This is a genomic window from Erwinia persicina NBRC 102418 (genome assembly GCF_001571305.1).
Taxonomy (GTDB): domain Bacteria; phylum Pseudomonadota; class Gammaproteobacteria; order Enterobacterales; family Enterobacteriaceae; genus Erwinia; species Erwinia persicina.
Window position 1 is genome coordinate 333,664 of sequence record NZ_BCTN01000001.1, and the last position, 25,581, is coordinate 359,244.

General features: G+C 47.0%; 26 protein-coding genes and 1 other annotated feature. Of the genes, 12 read left to right on the top strand and 14 right to left on the bottom strand.

The window, feature by feature from the left end:
* Window positions 1–167 precede the first annotated feature (167 nt).
* From puuD to EPE01S_RS01490, 3 genes are read left to right on the top strand one after another with little or no spacing between them, the layout of a single operon-like run.
* Window positions 168–932, top strand: coding sequence for a gamma-glutamyl-gamma-aminobutyrate hydrolase (puuD, locus tag EPE01S_RS01480; protein ID WP_062742790.1), 765 nt, complete (start codon window positions 168–170; stop codon window positions 930–932).
* The gene (gene puuR, locus EPE01S_RS01485) at window positions 929–1,486 is read left to right on the top strand and encodes an HTH-type transcriptional regulator PuuR (protein ID WP_062742791.1); all 558 of its coding nucleotides are present in this window, start codon (window positions 929–931) and stop codon (window positions 1,484–1,486) included. The genes puuD and puuR overlap by 4 nt, the downstream gene beginning before the upstream one ends.
* 26 nt (window positions 1,487–1,512) lie before the next feature.
* Window positions 1,513–2,790: an NAD(P)/FAD-dependent oxidoreductase gene (locus EPE01S_RS01490; RefSeq protein ID WP_062742792.1), complete on the top strand. Its 1,278-nt coding sequence runs from the start codon at window positions 1,513–1,515 to the stop codon at window positions 2,788–2,790.
* A gap of 87 nt (window positions 2,791–2,877) precedes the next feature.
* On the opposite strand, the gene EPE01S_RS01495 is transcribed toward EPE01S_RS01490, so the two are convergent.
* On the bottom strand, window positions 2,878–3,705 hold the full coding sequence (locus tag EPE01S_RS01495; RefSeq protein WP_062742793.1) for an SDR family oxidoreductase: 828 nt from the start codon (window positions 3,703–3,705) through the stop codon (window positions 2,878–2,880).
* Window positions 3,706–3,883: 178 nt separating this feature from the next.
* Here EPE01S_RS01495 and hisL point away from each other — a divergent pair, with 178 nt between their 5' ends.
* The 9 genes from hisL to hisIE all read left to right on the top strand — a co-directional run bounded on the left by hisL (window position 3,884) and on the right by hisIE (window position 11,143).
* Window positions 3,884–3,931, top strand: a complete 48-nt coding sequence (gene hisL, locus EPE01S_RS23320; protein WP_118665699.1) for a his operon leader peptide — start codon at window positions 3,884–3,886, stop codon at window positions 3,929–3,931.
* Window positions 3,907–4,029 (top strand) — a sequence feature (His leader region). (Overlaps the previous gene by 25 nt.)
* 57 nt (window positions 4,030–4,086) lie before the next feature.
* The gene (hisG, locus tag EPE01S_RS01500) at window positions 4,087–4,986 is read left to right on the top strand and encodes an ATP phosphoribosyltransferase (protein WP_062742794.1); all 900 of its coding nucleotides are present in this window, start codon (window positions 4,087–4,089) and stop codon (window positions 4,984–4,986) included.
* 4 nt (window positions 4,987–4,990) lie between these two features.
* Window positions 4,991–6,301, top strand: coding sequence for a histidinol dehydrogenase (gene hisD / locus EPE01S_RS01505; protein WP_062742795.1), 1,311 nt, complete (start codon window positions 4,991–4,993; stop codon window positions 6,299–6,301).
* Entirely contained in the window at window positions 6,298–7,389 is a 1,092-nt protein-coding gene (gene hisC, locus EPE01S_RS01510) for a histidinol-phosphate transaminase (protein ID WP_062742796.1), read from the top strand. Before hisD ends, hisC begins: the two co-directional genes overlap by 4 nt.
* Window positions 7,386–8,450 carry a bifunctional histidinol-phosphatase/imidazoleglycerol-phosphate dehydratase HisB gene (gene hisB, locus EPE01S_RS01515; RefSeq protein WP_062742797.1) on the top strand — a complete coding sequence of 355 codons (1,065 nt, stop codon included), beginning with the start codon at window positions 7,386–7,388 and terminating at the stop codon, window positions 8,448–8,450. Before hisC ends, hisB begins: the two co-directional genes overlap by 4 nt.
* The gene (hisH, locus tag EPE01S_RS01520; RefSeq protein WP_062742798.1) at window positions 8,450–9,040 is read left to right on the top strand and encodes an imidazole glycerol phosphate synthase subunit HisH; all 591 of its coding nucleotides are present in this window, start codon (window positions 8,450–8,452) and stop codon (window positions 9,038–9,040) included. Before hisB ends, hisH begins: the two co-directional genes overlap by 1 nt.
* 5 nt (window positions 9,041–9,045) lie before the next feature.
* Window positions 9,046–9,780, top strand: a complete 735-nt coding sequence (hisA, locus tag EPE01S_RS01525) for a 1-(5-phosphoribosyl)-5-[(5-phosphoribosylamino)methylideneamino]imidazole-4-carboxamide isomerase (RefSeq protein ID WP_062742799.1) — start codon at window positions 9,046–9,048, stop codon at window positions 9,778–9,780.
* The gene (hisF, locus tag EPE01S_RS01530) at window positions 9,762–10,538 is read left to right on the top strand and encodes an imidazole glycerol phosphate synthase subunit HisF (RefSeq protein ID WP_062742800.1); all 777 of its coding nucleotides are present in this window, start codon (window positions 9,762–9,764) and stop codon (window positions 10,536–10,538) included. Before hisA ends, hisF begins: the two co-directional genes overlap by 19 nt.
* A complete protein-coding gene (hisIE, locus tag EPE01S_RS01535; RefSeq protein WP_062742801.1) occupies window positions 10,532–11,143 on the top strand; it encodes a bifunctional phosphoribosyl-AMP cyclohydrolase/phosphoribosyl-ATP diphosphatase HisIE in 612 nt (203 codons plus the stop codon). Before hisF ends, hisIE begins: the two co-directional genes overlap by 7 nt.
* A 93-nt stretch (window positions 11,144–11,236) precedes the next feature.
* Here the strand turns inward: hisIE and wzzB are convergent, their stop codons facing one another.
* The 13 genes from wzzB to rfbC all read right to left on the bottom strand — a co-directional run bounded on the left by wzzB (window position 11,237) and on the right by rfbC (window position 25,580).
* Window positions 11,237–12,250, bottom strand: a complete 1,014-nt coding sequence (gene wzzB / locus EPE01S_RS01540; RefSeq protein ID WP_062742802.1) for an LPS O-antigen chain length determinant protein WzzB — start codon at window positions 12,248–12,250, stop codon at window positions 11,237–11,239.
* 147 nt (window positions 12,251–12,397) lie between these two features.
* Window positions 12,398–13,804 (bottom strand): NADP-dependent phosphogluconate dehydrogenase, encoded by a 1,407-nt coding sequence (gene gnd / locus EPE01S_RS01545; protein ID WP_062742803.1) that lies wholly within the window; start codon window positions 13,802–13,804, stop codon window positions 12,398–12,400.
* Between the two features lie 198 nt (window positions 13,805–14,002).
* Window positions 14,003–15,427: a phosphomannomutase gene (locus EPE01S_RS01550; RefSeq protein WP_062742804.1), complete on the bottom strand. Its 1,425-nt coding sequence runs from the start codon at window positions 15,425–15,427 to the stop codon at window positions 14,003–14,005.
* Between the two features lie 32 nt (window positions 15,428–15,459).
* On the bottom strand, window positions 15,460–16,848 hold the full coding sequence (locus EPE01S_RS01555; protein WP_062742805.1) for a mannose-1-phosphate guanylyltransferase/mannose-6-phosphate isomerase: 1,389 nt from the start codon (window positions 16,846–16,848) through the stop codon (window positions 15,460–15,462).
* Between the two features lie 37 nt (window positions 16,849–16,885).
* The gene (locus EPE01S_RS01560; RefSeq protein WP_062742806.1) at window positions 16,886–17,995 is read right to left on the bottom strand and encodes a glycosyltransferase; all 1,110 of its coding nucleotides are present in this window, start codon (window positions 17,993–17,995) and stop codon (window positions 16,886–16,888) included.
* Entirely contained in the window at window positions 17,973–19,166 is a 1,194-nt protein-coding gene (locus tag EPE01S_RS01565; protein WP_062742807.1) for a glycosyltransferase, read from the bottom strand. Before EPE01S_RS01565 ends, EPE01S_RS01560 begins: the two co-directional genes overlap by 23 nt.
* Window positions 19,163–19,723 (bottom strand): acyltransferase, encoded by a 561-nt coding sequence (locus tag EPE01S_RS22705; protein ID WP_255210126.1) that lies wholly within the window; start codon window positions 19,721–19,723, stop codon window positions 19,163–19,165. Before EPE01S_RS22705 ends, EPE01S_RS01565 begins: the two co-directional genes overlap by 4 nt.
* Window positions 19,710–20,630 carry a glycosyltransferase family 2 protein gene (locus EPE01S_RS01575; protein WP_062742809.1) on the bottom strand — a complete coding sequence of 307 codons (921 nt, stop codon included), beginning with the start codon at window positions 20,628–20,630 and terminating at the stop codon, window positions 19,710–19,712. Before EPE01S_RS01575 ends, EPE01S_RS22705 begins: the two co-directional genes overlap by 14 nt.
* On the bottom strand, window positions 20,596–21,693 hold the full coding sequence (locus EPE01S_RS01580; protein WP_072277377.1) for a hypothetical protein: 1,098 nt from the start codon (window positions 21,691–21,693) through the stop codon (window positions 20,596–20,598). Before EPE01S_RS01580 ends, EPE01S_RS01575 begins: the two co-directional genes overlap by 35 nt.
* Before the next feature lie 66 nt (window positions 21,694–21,759).
* Window positions 21,760–23,241, bottom strand: a complete 1,482-nt coding sequence (locus tag EPE01S_RS01585; protein WP_072277378.1) for a lipopolysaccharide biosynthesis protein — start codon at window positions 23,239–23,241, stop codon at window positions 21,760–21,762.
* Window positions 23,234–23,962 (bottom strand): CatB-related O-acetyltransferase, encoded by a 729-nt coding sequence (locus EPE01S_RS01590; RefSeq protein ID WP_062742812.1) that lies wholly within the window; start codon window positions 23,960–23,962, stop codon window positions 23,234–23,236. The genes EPE01S_RS01585 and EPE01S_RS01590 overlap by 8 nt, the downstream gene beginning before the upstream one ends.
* Window positions 23,959–25,032 carry a glycosyltransferase WbsX family protein gene (locus tag EPE01S_RS01595; protein WP_062742813.1) on the bottom strand — a complete coding sequence of 358 codons (1,074 nt, stop codon included), beginning with the start codon at window positions 25,030–25,032 and terminating at the stop codon, window positions 23,959–23,961. Before EPE01S_RS01595 ends, EPE01S_RS01590 begins: the two co-directional genes overlap by 4 nt.
* Window positions 25,029–25,580, bottom strand: coding sequence for a dTDP-4-dehydrorhamnose 3,5-epimerase (gene rfbC / locus EPE01S_RS01600; RefSeq protein WP_062742814.1), 552 nt, complete (start codon window positions 25,578–25,580; stop codon window positions 25,029–25,031). The genes EPE01S_RS01595 and rfbC overlap by 4 nt, the downstream gene beginning before the upstream one ends.
* Window position 25,581 lies beyond the last annotated feature (1 nt).

The window sequence follows — 25,581 nt, forward strand, 5'->3', positions numbered from 1 at the left end:
CATAGCGCTAACAGAAAAAGTGTGCAAATGTTACAGGGCGCTTTATTTCTGGCCTTATTGCGTTTGAATATTAAGCAGGTGATTGCTAGATTGAAAATATATTGCACAGTTTCCGGCCTTTCGGGGCCCGCGTGGTTGATATATTGACCAGCCAGACAGGGGGAGTAATGGGCATTATTTTTGACAAGCCATTGATTGGCGTGGTGATGTGCCAGATTGACAAAGGCGGCCATCCCACGCAGATGGTGCATAACAAATATCTCGACGCGATCCTGATGCACGGCGGCGTTCCGCTGGCCCTTCCCCACGGGCTGATGTCGTCTCCTGATCTATTAGAAAACGCGATGACCGTTCTGGATGGCATCCTGCTGACCGGCAGTCCCAGCAACATTGAACCCCGGCACTACGGTGAAAGTGGTGTGGAGTCGCTGGCTGACCCCGGGCGCGACCGCCTCGCCTTTGCCCTGATCCGCTACGCGCTTGAACATCGCATGCCGCTGCTGGCGATCTGCCGGGGGTTGCAGGAACTGGTGGTGGCCACCGGCGGCACGCTGCACCGTCAGCTGCACGAGGTGCCGGGCCTGCAGGAACACCGCGAGGATGAAGCGCTCCCTCTTGACCAGCAGTATGCCCCGGCCCATGAAGTCTGGCTTGCGCCCGGTGGCCTGCTGGCTTCGCTGGCCGGTGACGGAGAGACATTCCGGGTCAACTCATTACATCAGCAGGGTATCCGCACGTTGGGTGACTGCCTGCGCGTTGAGGCCCGCGCCGCAGACGGCCTGATTGAAGCGGTCAGCCATCGTCAGCACCCGTTTGCCCTCGCCGTCCAGTGGCATCCGGAATGGCATAGCGACTCATCGCCCCTCTCCCGCCCGCTGTTTGCGGGCTTTATTGCGGCCTGTCAGCAGGCCAGAGCGGATGCACGACAATGAGCGAAACCTCTCTCGCCCCCGGACGGCGACTGGCAGAAATTCGCCAGCAGATGGGGCTGTCGCAGCGGCGCGTGGCCGAGCTGTCCGGGCTGACGCACAGCGCCATCAGCACCATCGAACAGGACAAAGTCAGTCCGGCCGTCAGTACCCTGCAAAAACTCCTGAAGGTCTATGGCCTGTCGCTGTCGGCGTTTTTTGCCGAAAAGGTCATCGATGCAGCGCCAAAAGTGGTCATTGATGCCCACGAGCTGGTTGAGATTGGCAGTCAGGGCGTCTCACTGCGCCTGATCCATAACGGGGATCCACAGCGCACGCTGGCGATGCTGCTGGAAACGTATGAGCCGGGGGCGACCACCGGTGAGCGGATCCGCCATCAGGGTGAAGAGACCGGTACCGTGCTGGAAGGCGAGATCGTTCTGACCCTCAGCGGCCAGAACTACAGGCTGCATACCGGTCAGAGCTATGTCATCGACACCGGTCAACCCCACAGTTTTACCAATTCGTCCACCCGGCCGTGCCGAATTATCAGCGCACATACTCCGGCCACACTCTGACTTATTTACGGAATCAAGGAGAGCGCATGGAACATATTCACAGCTACTATGCCGCCACCGCCAACGCACACGCTCCCTGGCCGCAGCTGGAAGAGGATATTCAGTGTGATGTCTGCATCATTGGCGGCGGATTTACCGGGCTGTCATCCGCGTTGTTCCTGACCGAAGCGGGTTACGATGTGGTCCTGCTGGAGGCCGCGCGCGTAGGCTTCGGTGCCAGCGGACGCAACGGCGGTCAGGTAGTCAATTCTTACAGCCGCGATGTTGATGTGATTGAGCAGCGCTACGGTAAAGAAACAGCGCGCCTGCTGGGTAGCATGATGTTCGAGGGGGCGGCGATTATCCGCGATCGTATCGATCGCTATGCCATTGACTGTGACTATCGCCCCGGGGGGATATTTGCCGCGCTGAATAACCGTCAGATGCAGCATCTCACGACCCAGCATCAGCTGTGGCAGCGCTATGGTAATCATGACGTTGAGCTGCTTGACCAGAGCGGTATTCGCCGGGAAGTGGGATCAGAACGCTACGTCGGCGGGCTACTGGACAAGCGCGGCGGGCATATTCATCCGCTGAATCTGGCGCTGGGTGAAGCGGAGGCGGTGCGGCGTCACGGCGGGCGTATTTATGAACACTCCGCAGTCACGGCAGTGCACTATGGTTCTCCCCACCGCCTCCGTACTGAACGCGGAAGCGTCAGCGCACGCTTTGTGATCTTTGCCGGCAATGCCTATCTTGCCCCGCATCTTGAGCCGCGCCTGGCGAAAAAAAGCCTGCCCTGTGGCTCGCAGATTGTCGCCACCGAGCCGCTGTCAGCTGACCAGGCCCTGGCGCTGCTGCCCAATCACCGCTGCGTAGAAGACTGCAACTATCTGCTGGATTATTTTCGCCTGACCGCCGATAACCGACTGCTGTACGGCGGTGGCGTGATCTACGGCGCGCGCGACCCGGGGGATATCGATGCCCTGATCCGCCCCAAGCTGCTGAAAACCTTCCCGCAGCTGGCCGGAATAAAGTTTGACTATGCCTGGAGCGGCAACTTTCTGCTGACCCTGTCGCGCATGCCGCAGTTCGGGCGGCTGGAAAATGGCGTCTATTATATGCAGGGGGACAGCGGGCATGGAGTCACCAGCACTCACCTGTCAGGCAAACTGATTGCTGAAGCACTGCGAGGTGATGCGGAACGCTTTGATGCCTTTGCAAAACTTCCCCATCTGCCTTTCCCGGGGGGACGCCGCCTGCGGGTGCCGTTAACGGCTATCGGCGCGGCGTGGTATGCGTTAAGAGACAGGTTGGGGGTGTAAGGGGGATCGTAAAAAAGGTCGGACAATGGCGCGGCTGGCCTCCCCCGTTGTACCGGCTGACCTGCTGTTTGGGTCAGCCGTCATTCATTACGACAGCGGCATTCGGTTCGGGTCAGGATACTGATATTCAAACCCCAGCTCGCGACAGATTTTACTGCCATCAATCAGCTTGCCGGTGTTGCTGTCGCTGTCGTCAACAAAGGTAGGCGGCTCGAGGCCCAGCTGACGGGCAACCTGCGGATAAAATGCTTTACGCGCCGGATGGGCGGGTGCACTGAGGTTATAAATATGACCGCCTTTGGGCGTTTGCAGCAGCAGGGTTATCGCCTCTATCACATCGTCCAGATGCACGAGGTTAACCCCCTGCGAACCATTGTTCAGATCGGTCTTCCCTGCCAGGAAACGACCGGGATGACGCCCTGGCCCCACCAGTCCCGACAGCCGGAGGATATCAACAGAGGTATTCGGCAGCTGATGCAGCCAGCTTTCCAGCGTCCTCAGCGTCTGCCCAGCCACGCTGACCGGCTCCAGCGCATGACTCTCTTTCGTCAGCCCCTGGCCATCGCCGTAGACCGAGGTCGAACTGGTGAAAATAATGCGTGGCACGCTATAGGCCAGCGCGCTGTCCACCAGCTGCTGCACCGCCAGCAGATAATTTTCACCCCCGGCGGCGGTCCGGCTGGCAGGCAGGGTGATCACCAGCGCATCCACGTCAAGAAGCGCGTCAAGGTCATCGGCCTCGCAGTGTAGCTCCGGCGTCAACTCCAGCTGGTAGCTGTCAATACCGCTGTTACGGGCGGCATTCACCCCGTCAAGGGTGGTTTTCGTCCCCGTCACCTGCCAGCCTGCGGCCGTCAGCGACATGGCCAGCGGCATTCCCAGCCATCCCAGCCCCACTATTGCGACTCGTTTCATCCCTCAGCTCCTGTTTATACAGACGGTAATTCCCTCAGGCTACGCCAGCCCTTCCCGGGTGACAACCCACAGATGATAAGAGAATTTTTCAACATTCATAAAAAAGGGTTGCGCCACGCGCCTAATCTCGTTAGGTTAATTGTCACGAAATGAATATCCATTCATCCAAGAGAATTTTATGAAACGCGTTCAGTTCAATCACCATCATCACCATCACCCTGACTAGTCTTTCAGGCGATGTGTGCTGGAAGACGATCAGGATCTTCCAGTGGTGCAGAACGCAAACTCAGCCCCCGGAAGATCGCCTTCCGGGGGCTTTTTTTATGCCCTGAGATAAGCAGAACGCGGATACAACATCAGACAGGAAAAGGATAATAACCCATGTTAGATAACACCCGTTTACGCATAGCTATGCAGAAATCTGGCCGTTTAAGCGATGAATCACGCGAATTGCTCGCCCGCTGCGGTATCAAAATTAACCTGCAGCAGCAGCGCCTGATTGCCTTCGCAGAAAACATGCCCATCGATATTCTGCGGGTGCGTGATGACGATATTCCGGGTCTGGTGATGGACGGTGTGGTTGACCTGGGCATTATCGGGGAAAACGTGCTGGAAGAAGAGCTGCTGACCCGCCGCGCCCAGGGTGACGATCCGCGTTACTTTACGCTGCGCCGCCTTGATTTTGGCGGCTGCCGCCTGTCGCTGGCAATGAACGTAGACGATGAGTATACCGGCCCACAGTGCTTACAAAATACCCGCATCGCCACCTCATACCCTCACCTGCTGAAAAAGTACCTGGATAAGCAGGGCGTCAACTTCAAATCCTGCCTGCTGAACGGTTCGGTGGAAGTCGCGCCGCGTGCCGGTCTGGCCGATGCGATCTGTGACCTGGTGTCCACCGGTGCCACGCTGGAAGCCAACGGCCTGCGTGAAGTGGAAGTGATCTACCGTTCAAAAGCCTGCCTTATTCAGCGCGACGGTGAAATGCCGGCGGCCAAGCAGGAGCTGATTGATAAGCTGATGACCCGCATCCAGGGCGTGATCCAGGCGCGTGAGTCCAAATACATCATGCTGCACGCTCCCAGCGAGCGTCTGGACGATATCATCGCCCTGCTGCCCGGTGCCGAGCGCCCGACCGTATTGCCCCTGGCCGGTGACAAAAGCCGCGTGGCTATGCACATGGTGAGCAGTGAAACGCTGTTCTGGGAAACCATGGAAAAACTGAAAGCGCTCGGTGCCAGTTCCATTCTGGTACTGCCGATTGAGAAGATGATGGAGTAACCCGATGGCGACCCTGATGACCCCGATTTCCTGGCAGGATTGCAGTACGGAACAGCAGCAGGCGCTGCTGCGCCGTCCGGCGCTGGAAGCCTCTGACAGCATCAGTGCTACCGTCCGTGGCATCCTGGACAGAGTATCAACGGAAGGTGATGACGCACTGCGTGAATACAGTGCGACCTTCGACAAAACCCGGGTCGATGTGCTGCGCGTCAGCGAACAGCAGATCGCCGATGCCTGTGCACGACTGGGTGACGAGATCAAACAGGCGATGGCCGTTGCGGTCGCCAACATCACGACCTTTCATCTTGCGCAGCAGCTGCCCGCAGTGGATGTCGAAACGCAGCCCGGGGTGCGCTGTCAACAGGTGACCCGCCCGGTTGCCTCCGTTGGCCTTTATATTCCGGGGGGATCAGCGCCACTGTTCTCCACGGTATTAATGCTGGCTACCCCGGCGCGTATCGCCGGCTGCGGTCGCGTGGTGCTCTGCTCTCCGCCGCCGGTAGCCGATGAAATTCTGTACGCGGCGCAGCTGTGCGGCGTGACGGAAGTCTTCCAGGTGGGCGGTGCCCAGGCTATTGCCGCTCTCGCCTTCGGTACCGAATCCGTGCCGAAAGTGGATAAAATCTTCGGCCCGGGCAATGCCTGGGTCACCGAAGCAAAACGCCAGGTGAGCCAGCGTATGGATGGCGCCGCCATCGATATGCCGGCCGGGCCTTCTGAAGTTCTGGTGATTGCCGATGACGGTGCCACGCCGGACTTTGTTGCCTCCGACCTGCTATCGCAGGCAGAACATGGCCCTGACTCACAGGTGATCCTGCTGACGCCGTCACAGAAGATGGCCGAAAGGGTGGCAGACGCCGTTGAGCGTCAGCTGGCTGAACTGCCACGTGCCGCGACGGCGGCGAAAGCGCTGCAGAGCAGCCGCCTGATCGTCACGCGTGATCTGCAGCAGTGCGTCGAGATCAGCAACCGCTACGGGCCGGAGCACCTGATTATCCAGACGCGCCAGGCGCGCGACCTGGTGGACAGCATCACCAGCGCCGGCTCCGTGTTTCTCGGTGACTGGTCACCGGAATCTGCCGGGGATTACGCATCAGGCACCAACCACGTGCTGCCGACCTACGGTTATACCGCGACCTGCTCCAGCCTGGGGCTGGCGGATTTCCAGAAGCGGATGACCGTACAGGAGCTGACCCGCGAGGGCTTTATGGGTCTGGCTGCGACCATTGAGATCCTGGCGGCGGCCGAACAGCTGACCGCCCACAAAAACGCCGTCACCCTGCGGGTGGCCGCACTGAACAGGGAGCCATCATGAGCAACAGCATAGAAGACCTGGCGCGTGCTAACGTGCGCGCACTGACGCCCTATCAGTCGGCACGCCGCCTGGGGGGTAACGGTGACGTCTGGCTGAATGCCAACGAATATCCGCTGGCGGTGCCGTTTGAACTCAGTCAGCAGACGCTGAACCGTTATCCGGAATGTCAGCCAAAGCGGGTGATCGAACGGTATGCCGCCTACGCCGGCCTGACGCCACAGCAGGTGCTGGTCAGCCGTGGGGCCGATGAAGGCATCGAACTGTTGATGCGCGCCTTCTGTGAGCCCGGCCGCGATGCCGTGCTGTTCTGCCCGCCGACTTACGGTATGTACAGCGTCAGCGCCGAAACCATTGGCATTGAATACCGCACGGTGGAAGCCGGTGAAGGCTGGCAGCTCAACCTGCCGGCCATTGCCGGGCAGCTGGATGGCGTAAAGCTGGTGTATGTCTGCAGCCCGAACAATCCGACCGGTAACCTGATTAACCCGGACGATCTCCGTCAGTTGCTGGAAATGACGCGAGGTCAGGCCCTGGTCGTGGCCGACGAGGCCTACATTGAGTTCTGTCCGCAGGCGTCTCTCGCCGGCTGGCTGAAGGATTACCCACACCTTGTGATCCTGCGTACGCTGTCCAAGGCCTTTGCCCTGGCGGGCCTGCGCTGTGGCTTCACCCTGGCGAATGCGGACGTGATTGCGCTGCTGATGAAGGTGATTGCTCCTTATCCGCTCTCTACACCGGTCGCAGATATTGCGGGTCAGGCGCTGAGTGACGAGGGGATTACCCTGATGCGCCAGCATGTCAGCGAGCTGATTGCCACCCGTGAGCGGATGATTGCCGACCTGCGCACCTTACCTTGTGTTGAACAGGTGTTTGAGAGCGACACCAACTATATCCTGGCGCGTTTCGCTGACTCAGCTGGCGTGTTTAAGACGCTCTGGAACCAGGGTATTATCCTGCGCGACCAGAATAAGCAGCCAGGTCTGGCCGGATGCCTGCGCATCTCAATCGGTACACCCGCAGAGTGCGAACGCGCCGTTGCTGCACTAAAATTATTACCCGGCCCCCCCGTTTCTCAGGAGCAAGCATGAGTCAGAAAGTCCTTTTTATCGATCGCGATGGCACCCTTATTTCTGAGCCACCGGAAGATTATCAGGTCGACCGTATGGACAAACTGGCCTTTGAGCCGGACGTGATCCCGGCCCTGCTGTCCCTGCAGAAAGCAGGCTACCAGCTGGTGATGATCACTAATCAGGATGGTCTGGGCACCCGCAGTTTCCCGCAAAGTGACTTCGACGGTCCGCACAATCTGATGATGCAGATCCTCCGCTCGCAGGGGGTCAATTTTAGCGATGTGCTGATCTGCCCTCACCTGCCGGAAGATAACTGCGACTGCCGCAAGCCAAAAACCAAAATGGTCGACGCCTGGCTGGCAGAAGGCGCGATCGATACCGCCAACAGCTATGTGATTGGCGACCGTGCCACCGACGTGCAGCTGGCGCAGAACATGGGCATTACCGGCCTGCTGTACGGCAAAGATCTTAACTGGAACGCTATTGAACAGCAGCTGACAAAGCGCGACCGCTATGCACTGGTACAGCGCAACACCAAAGAGACACAGATTAAAGTCGAAGTGTGGCTGGATCGTGAAGGTGACAGCAAAATTAATACCGGCGTGGGCTTCTTTGATCACATGCTTGACCAGATCTGCACTCACGGCGGTTTCCGCATGAACATCGATGTGAAAGGCGATCTGTATATCGACGATCACCACACGGTCGAAGACACCGGCCTTGCGCTGGGTGAGGCGCTGCTGAAGGCGCTGGGCGACAAACGCGGCATTGGCCGCTTCGGCTTTGTCCTGCCGATGGACGAATGTCTGGCACGCTGTGCACTGGATATCTCCGGCCGCCCGCACCTCGAATATAAAGCCGAGTTCAGCTATCAGCGTGTCGGTGACCTGAGTACCGAGATGGTCGAACACTTCTTCCGCTCACTCTCTTACACCATGGCCAGTACCCTGCACCTGCGGACTAAGGGCAAAAACGATCATCACCGTGTCGAAAGCCTGTTTAAAGCCTTTGGCCGCACACTGCGTCAGGCGATCCGCGTAGAGGGTAATACCTTGCCCAGCTCAAAAGGAGTGCTGTGATGGATGTGGTGATCCTGGATACCGGCTGTGCCAACCTCTCCTCCGTTAAATGGGCGGTGCAGAGACTGGGCTATGAGCCCGTCGTCAGCAAAGAAGCCGATGTGGTACTCAACGCGGATAAGCTGTTCCTGCCCGGCGTGGGCACGGCCCAGGCCGCAATGGATCAGTTGCGCGAACGCGACCTGATTGACCTGATCAAAGCCTGTACCCAACCGGTGCTGGGCATCTGCCTGGGCATGCAGCTACTGGGAAGCGGCAGCGACGAGAGCGGCGGTATTACCACGCTGAATATTATTGAGCATCCGGTGCAGCGGATGACCGACCATGGTCTGCCGCTGCCGCATATGGGCTGGAACCAGATCACCGCCCAGGCGGGTAATCACCTGTTTCGCGGCATTGATGACGGTGCGTATTTCTACTTTGTCCACGGCTACGCCATGCCAGTGAATGCGTACACCATTGCCCAATGCCATTACGGCGAAGCCTTTACCGCCGCGGTGCAGAAAGATAACTTCTTTGGCGTGCAGTTCCACCCGGAACGTTCCGGTGCCGCCGGCGCGCAGCTGCTGAAAAACTTCCTGGAGATGTAACCGGCATGATTATCCCGGCATTAGATTTAATTGATGGCAACGTGGTACGTCTGCATCAGGGCGATTACGGCCAGCAGCGTGACTACGGCAGCGACCCGCTGCCGCGCTTACAGGATTATGAAGCACAGGGTGCGCAGCTGCTGCACCTGGTGGACCTGACCGGGGCGAAAAATCCGGCAGCGCGTCAGATCCCGCTGCTGACCAAACTGCTGGCGGGCGTCAGCGTACCGGTGCAGGTAGGGGGCGGCATCCGCACGAAAGAGGATGTAGAGGCCCTGCTGAATGCCGGCGCTACGCGCGTAGTGGTCGGCTCCACGGCGGTGAAACAGCCGGAGGACGTGCAGGCCTGGTTCCGGCAGTATGGCGCAGAAGCCATTGTGCTGGCCCTTGACGTACGCATTAACGGCGGCCGTAAAGACGTGGCCATCAGCGGCTGGCAGGAAGCCAGTGGTATTACACTGGAAGATGTCATTGACCAGTTCTTACCCTTCGGGCTGAAACACGTGCTCTGTACCGATATTTCTCGTGACGGCACGCTGAGCGGGTCTAACGTTGAGCTGTATCGCGAAGTTTCCACGCGCTACCCGACCATTGCTTTCCAGTCTTCTGGTGGCATCGGCTCACTGGAGGACATTGCCGCCCTGCGCGGCTGTGGCGCACAGGGTGTGATCGTCGGTCGCGCCCTGCTGGAAGATAAATTTACCGTATCGGAGGCAATTTCATGCTGGCAAAACGGATAATCCCCTGCCTGGACGTACGTGATGGCCAGGTGGTGAAAGGCGTGCAGTTCCGCAACCACGAGATCATCGGTGATATCGTGCCGCTGGCACAGCGCTATGCGCAGGAAGGCGCGGACGAACTGGTCTTTTATGATATTACGGCCTCCAGCGACGGACGCGTCGTCGATAAGAGCTGGATCTCGCGCGTGGCAGAGGTGATTGATATTCCCTTCTGCGTGGCGGGCGGGATTAAGTCGGTGGAAGATGCCGCCCTGCTGCTCTCTTTCGGCGCAGATAAAATTTCGATTAACTCCCCGGCACTGGCCGATCCTGAACTGATCACTCGCCTGGCTGACCGCTTCGGCGTGCAGTGCATCGTGGTCGGCATTGATACCTGGTACGACAGCGAAAGCGGCAAGTATCACGTCAATCAGTACACCGGTGACGAAAGCCGAACGAAAGTTACCACATGGGAAACCCTCGACTGGGTGCAGGAAGTGCAGAAGCGCGGTGCAGGTGAAATCGTGCTGAACATGATGAACCAGGACGGCGTGCGCAACGGTTATGACCTGGTCCAGCTGCAGAAGGTGCGTGCCGTCTGCAACGTCCCACTGATTGCCTCCGGCGGTGCCGGTACCCCGGAACATTTCTATGAAGCCTTCCGTGATGCCAATGTTGATGGCGCACTGGCCGCTTCCGTGTTCCATAAACAGATTATTAATATCGGGGAGCTGAAGGCGTTCCTGATTGAAAAAGGTGTGGAGATTCGCGCGTGTTAACTGAAGAACAACTGTCCCGGCTCGACTGGGTGAAAACTGACGGCATGATGCCTGCTATCGTCCAGCACGCTGTCTCTGGCGAAGTGCTGATGCATGGTTACATGAATCAGGAAGCGCTGGCCAAAACGCTGGAAACCGGCAAAGTCACCTTCTGGTCGCGCACTAAACAGCGCCTGTGGACCAAAGGTGAAACCTCTGAGCACTTCCTGAACGTGGTCAGCATCACCCAGGACTGCGATAACGACACTCTGCTGCTGCTGGTCAACCCGGTCGGGCCTACCTGCCACCTGGGAACCTCCAGCTGCTTTTCCCCGGCCGCCAGTGACTGGACGTTCCTGTACCAGCTGGAACAGCTGCTGGCAGAGCGCAAGCATGCCGATCCGAAAAGTTCCTATACTGCCAGCCTGTATGCCAGCGGCACCAAGCGCATCGCACAGAAAGTGGGTGAAGAAGGCGTGGAAGTGGCACTGGCCGCGACAGTCAACGACCGCCATGAACTGACCAATGAAGCCTCCGATCTGGTTTATCATCTGCTGGTACTGCTTCAGGACCAGGATCTGAACCTGTCTGCGGTCATTGAGAATCTGCGTCAGCGTCATAAGTAACGGCAGCAGAAACAGCAAAGGCCGGTTAACCGGCCTTTATCGTTATACATAAAAAAGGCCGGAGACTCCGGCCTTTTGTTAGATGCTTTTAAGTTAACTGTTTTTCCGCAAGCGGTAGCTGGCGCTGACATTGCGTCCAATCACTATCCCTGAACCCACTACCCCGCCAAGAATAATCGCCAGCAGCATCACTAACATCTTTTTCGGGCTATCGCGGCGAATGGGCAAGTCGGCGGTAGAGATGTAGCGGTACGACTGCAGATGTGACAGGTCAATCTTCATATGCGTCACCGCCAGCAAGGCGCTCTGGGTATCATAATAGGATTGATCGTAAAGCAACGGTTTAGTCGCCTCATTCTGAATCATCGACTGCAGTGCGCTGGTACCCAGCAGAAAGAGCGTATCATCCGACAGGTACTCCGCCTGATTCAGCTGCGAAGTCTTCACCCCGGAGGCTTCTGCAATAGTCAGCGCCTGTTTGATGGCATCAATACGCTGCTGCTTTTTATCAATCGCCACTTGCTTCTGCGTATCCAGCGCGCTGGAAAGCTCGTTGGTTTTTACCCCCAGCGTGCGCCTGAGATCGGCGGTGTAGCCGTCGACGATTTTATCGTTGATATGTTCGATATACTTGGTCAGCTGCGCCTGCGCATCCTTCGATGTATTTGCCGTGTAAGCAACGCTAAGCTGATCGTTGCTGCCTTTAACCACCTGATCAACTTTAAGCATCTGGGGTTCTGCAAGATTACGCAACGCTGATGAGAGCGCAGTCATCGAGGCTGCAAAGCGGCCAAAGAACTGGTTTTGCAGATCGGGAAGAGGTGGTTTGTCTGCCGGAGTTTGTTTATACAGCACGCTCAGAGAGGCGTTGTAGTTAGCAATCATCCCTGAAGTGGGGGTAGCAACAATGGCAGTTGAGGTCCATTTTTCTTTCGCGAAAAAAAGATATACTCCAGCGAACAGCATAGCAACAATCACGCCGATAATGATTGTTTTTTTGCCATTCCATAGCTGAGTAATGACTTCCAGTAAATCGATTTCATCGGCTGTATTGGAACGTTTCTGGTGATGGGAGGACAGCTCAACATTTTTATTATCGGGATTCATATAGTCAGTAAACTCTGCGCAAAAGAAAATAAGATTAACCTGAGGCGTTAACTGAATAAATGTAGTTGAGTTGAGAATAAAACGCTATGGATAGATTCTTAAAAGGAGGTAGGAAACCTCCCGCCATGCGGGAGGTTGAAGAACAGCTTAGTCCAGCCACTCGGTGTGGAACACGCCGTCTTTATCAGTACGCTTGTAGGTATGCGCACCGAAGTAGTCACGCTGGGCCTGGATCAGGTTTGCTGGCAGTACTGCGGAACGGTAGCTGTCGTAGTAAGCGATAGCCGCAGAGAAGGTCGGCGTCGGGATACCGTTCTGCACAGCATAAGCCACCACGTCACGCAGGGCCTGCTGGTATTCATCCGCGATGTTTTTGAAGTACGGTGCCAGCAGCAGGTTAGCAATGTCAGCGTTGTCCGCATAGGCATCGGTAATTTTCTGCAGGAACTGGGCGCGGATGATGCAGCCCGCACGGAAGATCTTAGCAATCTCACCGTAGTGCAGGTTCCAGTTGTTTTCGGTAGAGGCCGCTTTCAGCTGGGAGAAGCCCTGTGCGTAAGAAACAATCTTGCCCAGGTACAGTGCGCGACGCACTTTCTCAACGAATTCGGTTTTATCACCGCTCACGGTCTGCACGATCGGGCCGCTCAACACCTTAGAGGCCGCCACGCGCTGAGTTTTCAGCGAGGACAGGTAGCGTGCGAACACTGATTCAGTGATCAGAGACAGCGGTTCGCCGAGATCCAGCGAGCTCTGGCTGGTCCACTTACCGGTACCTTTGTTAGCGGCTTCATCCAGGATCACATCGACCAGGTAGTTACCCTCTTCATCTTTCTTGGTGAAGATATCTTTGGTGATGTCGATCAGATAGCTGCTCAGCTCGCCTTCGTTCCACTCGCTGAAGGTCTTCGCCAGATCATCGTTGCTCAGGTTCAGCGCGCCTTTCAGCAGGGCATAAGCCTCTGCAATCAGCTGCATATCGCCATATTCGATGCCGTTGTGCACCATCTTGACGTAGTGACCCGCACCGTCCGGCCCCATATAGGCCACACAGGCTTCGCCTTCGGCGACAGCCGCGATCTCGGTTAAGATTGGTGCCACCAGTTCGTAAGCTTCTTTCTGACCGCCAGGCATGATGGACGGGCCTTTCAGGGCGCCCTCTTCGCCGCCGGAAACACCGGTGCCGATAAAGTTGAAGCCCTGCTCAGACAGTTCGCGATTACGACGAATGGTGTCTTTATAGAATGTGTTGCCCCCGTCGATAAGGATATCACCCTTGTCGAGGTGTGGGGTCAGCGAGGCGATGGTCTTGTCGGTGGCTTCACCGGCCTGCACCATCAGAAGGATACGACGAGGTTTTTCCAGAGAGTCAACAAACTCTTCGATGCTGTAATGCGGAACCAGTTTCTTGCCCGGGTTCTCTGCCACTACTTCATCGGTTTTTTCACGCGAGCGGTTAAAGATAGAAACTGTGTAGCCACGACTCTCAATGTTGAGTGCCAGATTACGGCCCATCACAGCCATACCTACAACGCCGATCTGTTGCTTGGACATACCTACTCCTGTCTGGGTGAGAAAACCAGCAGTTCTGTGACTGCGGTCAATGTTCTGAACATGTTAACTCAGGTTTAGGGGGGGATGGTAGTGATTGGTGCGATAGACAGTACAGAGACCACTTAATGAATACCTTATAAAAATGATGGTTTATAGACAATTAAGCAGATGTTAACATTATAATTTAGGGCTAATAGTCTACTTTAGGTAAAGCTTTTTAAAGTATGCCAATGTGTGACTAACATAAAAAGCAGCAGCATTCGCATCATCAGATTCAGCGTAACAACGCAATTCAGGCGCATTTCCAGAAGGACGTAAATGAAGAATATCATTATTCTTAAGGATAATTCTCAGTCCATCAGTAACATCCACCTTAGTAACTAGCAATTCAGGGAAACCTAGTTCATTAATGAAATCCTGCGTATTTGCCAAAGCCATTGAGATAATTGCAAGGCTAATATCTGTTGGAAAATCCTTAATCCTGTCTGAAGATGTATATCTCGACGGAAGTTTTGCGAGGAGTTTGGAAATTGAAATTTCTCTGCTAGCCACCAAAAGCATCAAAGCAGGAAGAACAGCATCACGAGTATATAAAGAATGTAAATAGCCTCCTTTGTAATGCACATCGCTACCTAAAAGGAAACCGCCATTGGCCTCAAAACCCGCGATACGAGATTTCTGGTCACGTAAGCTGCAAAGCTCCTCAATTACAAATGGGGAGCCGATTTTAGTTCGCGACACTTTCTCAAACTTACCGCTTAATTCGACTGCTGTAGTACAACTAACAGGGATTGCTAGCTTATTGATATTCAATTCTTCTGCGCACAGCAAGCCAAGCATATCCCCCCGTAACCATTCGCCATTTTCATCAGCTACAAGAGGACGGTCGCCATCACCATCAGTAGAAAAAATTGCGTCAAAATCGTAAAGAGATGCCCATTTTTTACCTTTTTGGATATCACTTGGGCTAACGGCTTCAGTGTCTATAGGTACAAAATTATCGCTACGCTCTAGAGAGAAAACATTAGCACCAAGACGAATAAATATCTCAGGGTAGATATCCCTACCTGCACTAGAGTGTTCGTAAATGCCAATAGTCTTATCTTTTAAGATGCCAAATGGAAGAAAGTCTGTGTAGCGTGATATATATCGTTCACTGGCAGCATTCGTTTTCAAAAGATATGGTAATGGTGGTAGTGGAATGAAATTTTTATTATTATTTAAAATATTAGCTTCATCAGCCTTGCTGATTTCTCCTTCAGGGGTGTAAAATTTAAGGCCATTTCTATCAAAGGGAATATGGCTGCCTGTTACCATTATACATGGTATTTCGAGTTCAATTGAATAAAAGGCAAGCGCCGGCGTTGGTAACACACCACAATAGATTACTTCAATTCCATACTGACTCAAAGCAGCACCACAACGACGGGCGATTATCTCACTCTCTGGGCGATTGTCTATGCCAAGTGCAAACTTAGAAAACTGATACTTTCTAAGCATAACATCTACAAATGAATGTGTAAAAGCTTGGCAAACTTCAGTTGTGAAGTCTGTAGCGAGTCCTCTTGCTCCACTGGTGCCGAAAATAATATCACTATTGTTCAAGATATCAGAGCTAATCATGTGAATGTCCATGTATTCAGAATAAATAAACCTTAAGGCATTCTAACCATGTCGTCGTCTTCAAGATAGTTACCTGTCTTGATTTCAATAACTTCCAATGGCACTTTACCAGGATTTTCAAGGGAGTGGCTCACGCCTGCCGGAATGAACGTGGATTTGTTACTCTCTAACACAAATGTATTCTCACCACAGTGAACTAATGCAGTACCAGATATAACTATCCAATGTTCAGCCCTATGGTAATGAATTTGGTTATTTATTTTTTTCCCGGGCCGCAGGATAATCCTGCTAACTTGATAATCTTTTCCGTTTTCAATCATGTCAAATTCACCCCAAGGTTTAAATATGACGTGATTATTAATATGTTCAGTACGTTCGAGCTCTTTAAGCTTATCTACAACTTTTTTAACATCTTGGACGTCTTTACTATTAGCGATTAAAGTCGCATCTTTAGTTTTGACTACAATTAAGTCATTAATGCCTACGGCAGCTAGCAAACCACAATCACTGTGTAGATAGTTATTCGAACTGTTTATTTGTATAACGTCACCACGGATGACATTTCCATCTTCATTTTTCTTTGAAATATCCCAAAGTGATAACCATGAACCGACGTCATTCCATTCAGCATCCATCGGGACTACTATACTTTCTTTAGTATTTTCCATTACAGCAAAATCAATGGATTCAGAAGGGCAACTTGAGAATGAGTTCGCATCAATTCTTATGAAGTCTAGATCGTTATAAGAACCGGCATAAGCTTTTTTACAGGAAAGTAAAATATCAGGGCGATATTTTTCTAATTCGCTAAGATAAGATGAAGCTTTAAAGAGAAACATACCACTATTCCATAAGTAGTTCCCTTCTGACAGAAACTCGCGAGCTAAATCCACGGTGGGTTTTTCATGAAAACTCTCTACTGCGTAGCCAGACTCTGAAATCTTTGCCCCTTTTTTTATGTAGCCATATCCAGTTTCAGGTTTATTAGCCGTAATCCCGAAAGTAACTAGCTTACCCGTTTCAGCAAGTATTGTTGCATCTCGAACAGCATTTTCAAAGGAGATAACGTCCTTTATTATATGATCCGCAGCGAGCACTAACAAAATAGGGTCGCGACCAGACAATACCTCTTTTATTGCGGCCAGAGCAACTGCAGGTGCTGTATTTTTACCGACAGGTTCTAAGAGGATATCAACTTTTTTATTATTAATCCTTCTCAGCTGTTCCGCCACAAGAAACCTGTGTTCATCATTGCAGATAACAAGAGACTCATCGTAATGAAAATTTTTAATTCGATTAAAAGTGTCCTGTATCATTGAATCATCAGAATACAGAGAAAGAAATTGTTTAGGGTAGCTCATTCTAGATAAAGGCCACATTCTAGTACCAGAACCACCAGCGAGAATCACAGGAAGTAGCATTTTAATGCCTTATTTGATATGCGAATCGTTGATTAAGTCAGACGAGAGATCTATACAATTCATATGTCTTATCGACCATAATTTTGGAATTAAAATTATCATCGAAATAAGCTCTAACGTTATCAAAAGCTACTTTCTCAGAAAGTATAGAATTCAAGGCTTGTGCAAGTGATCTAGCAGATTTAGGTTCAACTACTAAACCTGATATACCATCTCTATTAACCCAGCCAACGCCAGAGCCAGGGATACTACAAGATACAACTGGTGTGTTGAGTGAAAAAGACTCCAATTGTACAACACCATAAGCTTCAGATTTCTCGATTGAGGGTAAACAAAAAACATCGCAAGCTTCATACCATGATGCTAAATCTTCATTTTTAACAAAACCAAGCAACTCTACCTTTCCAGATAGATTATTGACCTCAATCAGCTTTTCCAATTTTAATTTATCTGGCCCAGTACCACCTATTACAACAACTGTGTTTTCCGGGAGAAATTTAGCAGCTTCGATAAGATATTCGAAACCTTTATAATAAACTAACCGACCTAAAGAAAATATAATCTTTTTATTTTTATACTTAGACTTTAAGTGCTCTACTACATTTATATTTGGTATCAATCCATTAGGAGCTATACCGATTGGAATAACCACGACTTTTTGATGAAACCCAATAATATCTTTAGAATTCTCAGCATAAACTGATGATGTAGCAATAATCTTATCTGCCCGACGTAATAACCAGTCTTGGAATGGTTGATAAAAAAACTTTATTTTTCTCTGTTTGATAATATCACTGTGCCAGTGGACAATGATTTTTTTTCCACTAAGTTTAGATGTCATCAACGCTATGTTAGCTAGAGGGTTAGGTAAATGGACGTGGATGATATCAAAATCCTTCACCATGTGCCTGCATTTATTTATATAACTTAATGAAAAATCGGCGGAATGTCGATGAAGATCAGAAGGACAGCTCGAAACACTTACATTATTATATGAATAGGTTTTGAAACTTTCCTTCAGATGATTTACGCATAGTACACTGGTAGGAATACCTTTCTCAACCAAACCCTCGCAAATATCAGCGACAACCTGTTCGAGCCCACCAGAGAAAGGTTTATAATATTTACTTAAATGAAGAACTCTCACTGTTCTTTACCTTAAAATAGAAGCAATTACGCTTAAGTTGAAGTTCATTTTTCTCAAACTCTAATGCTTTAACATAATTGTTATTGGAGTGAAATTTGTATTCATCTTTACTCAAGGAAAGAATGATTACTGCTGCACTTGCTGAATCATCGACAGGATATATCATAGAAGAAGATATTAACTCCTTTACACCAGAAACATTGGTGCAAATGCATGGAAGTCCATTTGACATAGCTTCGATAACCACTCTTGGTAAGCCTTCTCTACGTGATGAAAGGATAAATATATCCGAATGGTGCATTATTTCTTTTTTCATCTGAGGTGAGTTTATGTACCCTGTAAAAAAAACACGCTCATAAACACCTAGCTTCTTGGCTAATTCTTTATACTTATTTAATAATAAACCATCACCTACAATTATCCCTTTGTAATTAACTGGCAACTTCTCGAGTATTTTAATAAAAACGTCTAATCCTTTGAAATTCCTGTCCAATACACCCATAAAAAGAAGAACGATGTCATCATCACTTTGATCATACCTTCTCGAACGCTCTTCAACTGATTCAATTGTGGCATAAAGTTGTTTTGGTAAAGTTATGCTACTGTACGAAGAGTTAAACTTTTCACTCACTTTTTTATTTTCTTTTAGATACTGATCTTGAATCTCATGCTCAGTGACAAATGAAACAAAATTTGAAAAATATAACTGCATTCTAAAGATGAATCCAAATATGATGAACAATACGTAGTTTATTAATTTAATATTGGTAGAATGGAGAGCTTCTTGTTCTGGATTCGTTACAACTTCAAGGCTAAAGTTTTTATTCCTTAATATACATATCAATGACACTAAATATGCTAATATTCCAGGAGTCCTAATAATTAAATAGTGCCCGCTACATTCAAGCATTGACAATATTCGCCAAATAGTAGCGAACTCCCTTATCCCTGTACCTGTAGTAAATATAGGCAAAAAACTGATTTTCTTATTATTAAATTTTTTATAATTATCAGGAGTAGAAGTTACAGTTTCAACTCTAGCAATGATTTTTACAAAATCGAACGTATCAAGATAACGACTAAAGAAATCATCATCTTCAATTCCTTGAACGTAAAACTCACCATTGAAGTATTTATATCTTCGCTCTATCGTTACTATCGCAGTACTCACAATTTATCCCTTACTATCATCTCGAAATTTCCATCAACAAAGAGTGAATTATCAGGAATGTCTTTTTTGACTACTGACCCTGCACTAACAACAGTGTTGTTTCCAATTGATACACCAGAAAGTATTACTGTATTAGTTCCAATCCATACATTACTACCAATATTAACCCGCTTCGATTTGAATCCCTGCTGGAGTATTGGTTCAGAACTACGGAATCTATGATTGTGATCATAGATCTTTACATTTTCACCAAGGATAGTATTTTCACCAATTGTGATAAGCTTTTGACAATTGATACTTACATTTTGATTAAAAAAAACTTCATCACCAATAACTACACGACCACCATTAATATTTATAGTCAAGAACCTACGAGAATAAAATCTCCCATGAAATATAAGGTCGCCTTGAATGATATTTATTAGCGAACCGGAAGCAATAAAAGATCTAAAGAGCCGCGGTAACTTTATTGATTTCCCGAAGAATATTTTCAGAATACAAAGATAAATCACTGAAATAATTCTTCTTATGAGTTTTATGGAATTATTTAAAAGCACGTCTTAAAGCTCCTCTAAGATTAAACAAAATCTTCACAGGCAAACCGAAATATTGTGCAGGTTTAAGGATGAAATATAACACTGTACTTTCTAGCTTAATATATTTCAAGGTTCCGGATAAGTCACGCGTTCTATTATTTCTAATATAATAAACATACAGCCTTATAAATAATATAATTTTTGCTTTTCTTATGTTCAGGAATCCATATTTGTTACTTATCAACTCCCAGAATTTAGCGTGCTTTGATACTTCTGCGTTAATATCTGAAACCATGCTTAAGCTATTCTCTCGTTCGCGCCGAATAGTAAGGAATTTATCATCAAGAGCAATTTTTCCTTCAGCAGCACTGTTGATAAGAAAATAATGATCTTCCCGGTACTTGAGAAGTTCACAAAAGCCATTCATTCTTTCAAAGAAAGATTTTCTGACAATAATTGTGGGTGTATTCATTAGAATTTTGCCATAAAAAAAATCTTCCATACATTTCTTAAATTCAGCAGGAAGAGTTTTTTTTGCTTTATATTTAACATTCAAATTATGGTTCGCCACCAGAATATTCCCAAGCACTAAGTCAGCTTTTTCTTCATTCATGATTTTAAGCTGACTGGCTAGTTTACCTGGAAGCCATATATCATCAGAATCCAGAAAGGCCAAGATGTTTCCAGTGGCTTTTTGAGCGCCTAGGTTACGAGCAGATGCTGCACCACCATTTTTTTTTGTGAAAAGTAACGTTTCATTAAATGAATCGATTATAAGTTGATATTTATTATGTTCTTCTTCAGTGGAACCATCGTCAATTATTATAATCTCATAATTTGATAATTCCTGTTGGACAACAGAATCTAAGGCATCTTTCAAATATTGAGATGAGTTATAAACAGGTATTATTATTGAAATCTTTTCCATTACCAACCTTTCTTATTTTTTGTTCGTTTAAATATATAATATATATTGAAAAAGGAATTAGCAAAGTATTGATGTATCTGTAAACAGAATGGGTAGTTAAGAGGCCAATTAATATTACAAATAAAAAGGTAAAGGCTCTATCCCTTAGCAAATGACCTCTAATACATTTTAAAAATAACACCATTGCTAGAATATTGAATATCCTTTGCAAAATAACCAAAGGGTTCATATCCAAAAAAGGATAAAATGTACTGACTATATTCGTAATCAATGCTTGATGGAAAGCTCCTGACAGAACAAATGGAATTAAATTGTAATCACTAACGGAGAGTGTTTCTGCGTCATAGCTGACATTTAATTCACCAAACCTCTTAGACAAAGTAAACAGCTTCAACGTATGAGCATACGGACTATTTAGGTAATAAATAAAACCGAGCAAAAAAATTATAACCAAAAAATAAAATAAACTTTTGTTTTTCTTTTTTAGATAGAAGCTAAACACTATGCCTACGTAAAGAATAAAAAGTTCAGGCCTAGCAAAACCTAGGAATACTAACGAGCCCAAAAAATACATAGAACTCTTTCTTAAAGACGCAACTAAAAGAAATGATAGCGCGGCAATACTGAATGCTTCTTTCAGTATGAAATAAGACCAATAACCGCCGACAATAACCCCCAAGAATGCAAAAGTCATGACTAACCATCGGGCTTTATTACTTTCTATTTTCAGCATAATCTCTGAGGTTAATGCTGCAAATGCAGTTGTAAAAACAAAAATATTTACGACCCTGATGAAATCAAGTCCAAATAATTCTTTTATCTCCCGCACGTAAATAGAAAAAGGTAGTTTAGAAGAATTCTCATTGACATAAAAACTTTCATCAGGAAACACTAAACCATTCTCACCATTAAACTTCAACAGCAAGAAGATAAGGCACATAAAAAATATGCTATAAATATAAGAAAACGAAACTACTGTTAGATAGACCCTGCTGTTCCGTTGGAAACGAGATAAAGACGCTGCTAAGATAAAACTTAGCACTAGTGAAGTTACGAATAACATAAACGAATCCAATTGACGCATTGAAGGTATATAAAGAAGCTGATAATCTTATATATATTTGGGTAACTATCCGCGTTCTTTTATTTTGTAGAAATCTTTGAGCGATATCTTAAGTACAATAATGTTTATCAAAATCAAAATTAAATATGTTGAGAATGCACTAAAGAAGGCATGATAAATCCCACCACCATCTTTGATGTTAAGTAATGTCAATATATACATCGACAATGATGAGAATATGACTGAACCTAAAACATAAGCAAACCATTTCGACAAACATCCTACTAATATCTTCCGATGAATAGACACCATATATGGAATAAATATTATTGCATTAGCTATCATTACTGACATTGCAACACCATTGACCCCATAGTCTGGTAATAAGACTTTTATTAAAATAGGAATTAGAATTAATAAAACCATACTAAAAGCAAGACTGGCTCTTACTCGTGCATACCCTAAGGACAAATAGTAGGGTAAAACAGTAAGCGCCTGCAACATCTGGGACATCATCAGAAAACTAACCACTAATGCCATATTGTTTGATATCGATTCTGACTTAGTCCATATTTGCAGTAGTGTCTTAGAGTACCCGGCTAAAACAAAAGATAATGGAACTACTATCAAGCAAGAATAGCGCGTTAGTTTAGAATAAAAGGCATTTAGCTGCGTTAGATCACCAGCTTCTCTCATTGCAGTAAACTTTGGGAATACTGCTTTTGCTATAGTTGTTATTAATATTAAAGGTATTAAAGAAAAGGTGGCTGCTATGCTATAATAACCAACCATTTCTATACTAAATGTTTTAGAAACCGCCAATTTATCAATTTGAACCACTAAGGATGATAGCACCCCCATACCTGCCATGCTTAATGAATATCTGTAAGTATTTTTAATAATCAGTATATCTATAGACCGAGATTTATATTCTATCTTTCCCCATGTAACGCGATGAAGAACTATTAAATAAATAACATTAGTGAGCAACTGCCAGATGAAAAATGCATACAGAGTATTTGATATATACTCTAAAACAAAAATAACACCACCGGCTCTTAAGACCCCCCATCCAACTTGGATGACGTTTGCCTGGACCTGCAATTGGGTCCCCATGAGTGCACCAATATAAAGATTCGATGGTAATTGAACTGCAATGCAAGCCCCCATAAGGAATATTAATAACGATACTGACCCTGAACTATTTTCAACATTAAGCCAATGAGAGGATACATAACTTGAGCTTAAATACATAGCTAATAATAAAAACGAAGAAATACCCAAATACAATATCTCATAGGTAAATAACAAATTTGCTTTTTCGTTCCCCCTGGAAGGATCAACAGAAAGTCTTGCGAACTCACGAGTGGTTGTAGAAGAAAAACCTAAATCTGCAAATGATAACAGTGCCATTAATGTTGCGTAAAAACCTATATATCCATAATTAGTTTCACCCAAATAAGATATATAGGCTGGCACAAATGCAAAAAGAGAAATAATTCCCCACAATCTACCAAGAAGGTTGGCAAAAGCATTTTTTCTAATCACTTAAATACCTTGCTTTTTTACTGTAATATTCTTCTATTGATTCGAATAATTCCGCATCCATCTTCAAATCATCAATTTCACGATCCCACCATGCAAAGCCATTTATTTTATCTATTATATCCTCAGAGAATCTTTTCTTAATCAACTTGGCTGGTACTCCACCCACAATTGAGTAGGGCTCTACATTTCTGTTAACGACTGACCCAGCTGCAATAACAGCACCATTACCTATGGATACACCGTTCATAATAAGTACATTCTGACCAATCCACACATCATTATTAATTACAACAAATTTTTTGTCAGAATCAGCATAAGAGTAATTGGCGAACTTGTCTTTTTTAAGTGTATCAAGCCCTAAAAGTGGTAGAGTCTCGTTAGTAGCGGAGTAAAACATAGGATGTGTAGATATAAAACCAGAGGTGGGATGATTTCCAGTTACAATTTTCACATCAGGAGCAATTGAACAAAATCGCCCTATTTTACAACCTTTTAGTAAGGAGCCACTACCTATATAAGTACCCCTCCCAATATTTGAATTCAATACAACTGCATTTCCTAGTATTGCAATATTCGTTTCAAAACTGCAATTTTTAACACTCGCATCTAAAGAAAGATATATATTTTTTTTCCTCATTTTTATATTAAAAATTAAATTTTTAATTTTGCTTTTAATTTTTGCCAAACCTAATAATCTGTATAGTTCCAATATGATTTTCATTTTATTACTTCAAAATGCTTTTGAATAACTTTAAGATAGGCGTCTTTATATTTTTCATCCGGTTCTATGAAATTACCTTCAGCCCACTCATTCCAAGATTTCAAAATTACCACACGATCATCCAACTCTTTCTTTGAAAGAATTTCTTTAACCTGTTGCACATGATTCTCGAATGTATGTGGCGTAGAACCATTCAGAAGCCACCCATTCTTTCCATGTCTAATAGTTGAATCCCAGCGGGGGATTATTACTGGGAACACATTTTTTTTAGCGGTTCCTGCATAATTAAAACCGGGTGCCAGTGATGGATATGAATAAACTCTAGGATTAAAGAACTTCTCGGGTAATATTTTTTTTCGTATTAACTTATCACGTACTTTTTCGTAGAAGCTCCTGTTTCTAAACATTCCACGAGAGTTCACTACTGCGTCAATATTGTATATTTCTAAGTCCTCAAACTTACAAAACTCACCTATTATATATAAGTCTGGGAATCCATTTTTCTTTGCGAATTCTCTAAAATTTTTAACCCAATTAACCGCATCTGGTATTTCAAATATTTTGAAAACTAGAAAAACAGGTTTGCCATTTATTTTTATATATCGTTCATCCCTGAAGAAATCCAAAAGATAATTAAAATGCAACTCTTGATCAGTACGCCCTAAATATTTTTGTTCTTTCAATAGTTTATTAATGCTTTTATTCCACCAAGAATGATTTGCCCATCCAAAGCAAAACCTTACATTAGCATTACTCTTCAATAGGAGTTCAGCAGGTTTCTCAAGCAGTTTTTCACCATTTCCAAACCAATAATGCCAAAAGCAGAAACCTGTTACAGAGTGTTCCTTAGCTAATTTGTATTGTTTTTCTAAAATTAAAGCATCGTTCAATTCATAATATTCTTCATCCAGTGGGTGCAAGATATCATGCTCTTTGAATAATTTATGCGCTGACTTCACTTGTGTCCATTCAGTAAACCCCTCTCCCCACCACTGATCATTCTCAGCAATTTGATGAAACTGAGGAAGATAATATGCGATATTTTCTTTTATTGCTAAGCGGTTGTTCATATAATCCTACTGGTTTTACCCGCGATTGTCTTGGCTTCACTATCTTTAGCTGATAAAACAAATTCTTCCATTATCGGCCATTTAATATTTAAAGTCTCATCATTCCATATAATCGATCTTTCACTAACAGGTTGATAATAACTGTTAGTTTTATACACAAACTCAGCATTTTCGCTCAATACTAAAAAACCGTGTGCAAAACCTTCCGGTATCCACAACTGTCGTTTGTTCTCAGCAGAGAGATTAACCCCGACCCACTTTCCATATGTGGATGATTGAGGCCGAATATCAACAGCCACATCAAATACTTCACCAACAACGCAACGTACTAATTTACCCTGCGCATGTGGCGCTACCTGATAGTGCAGCCCGCGCAGAACACCTTTGGAAGACTTAGAATGGTTATCCTGAACAAACTCAACTTTACGCCCTACTGCCTCTTCAAACACTTTCTGGCTGAAGCTTTCGAAGAAAAAACCGCGGTCATCGCCAAACACTTTGGGTTCAAAGATCAGTACATCAGGGATATCAGTTTTAATTACGTTCATG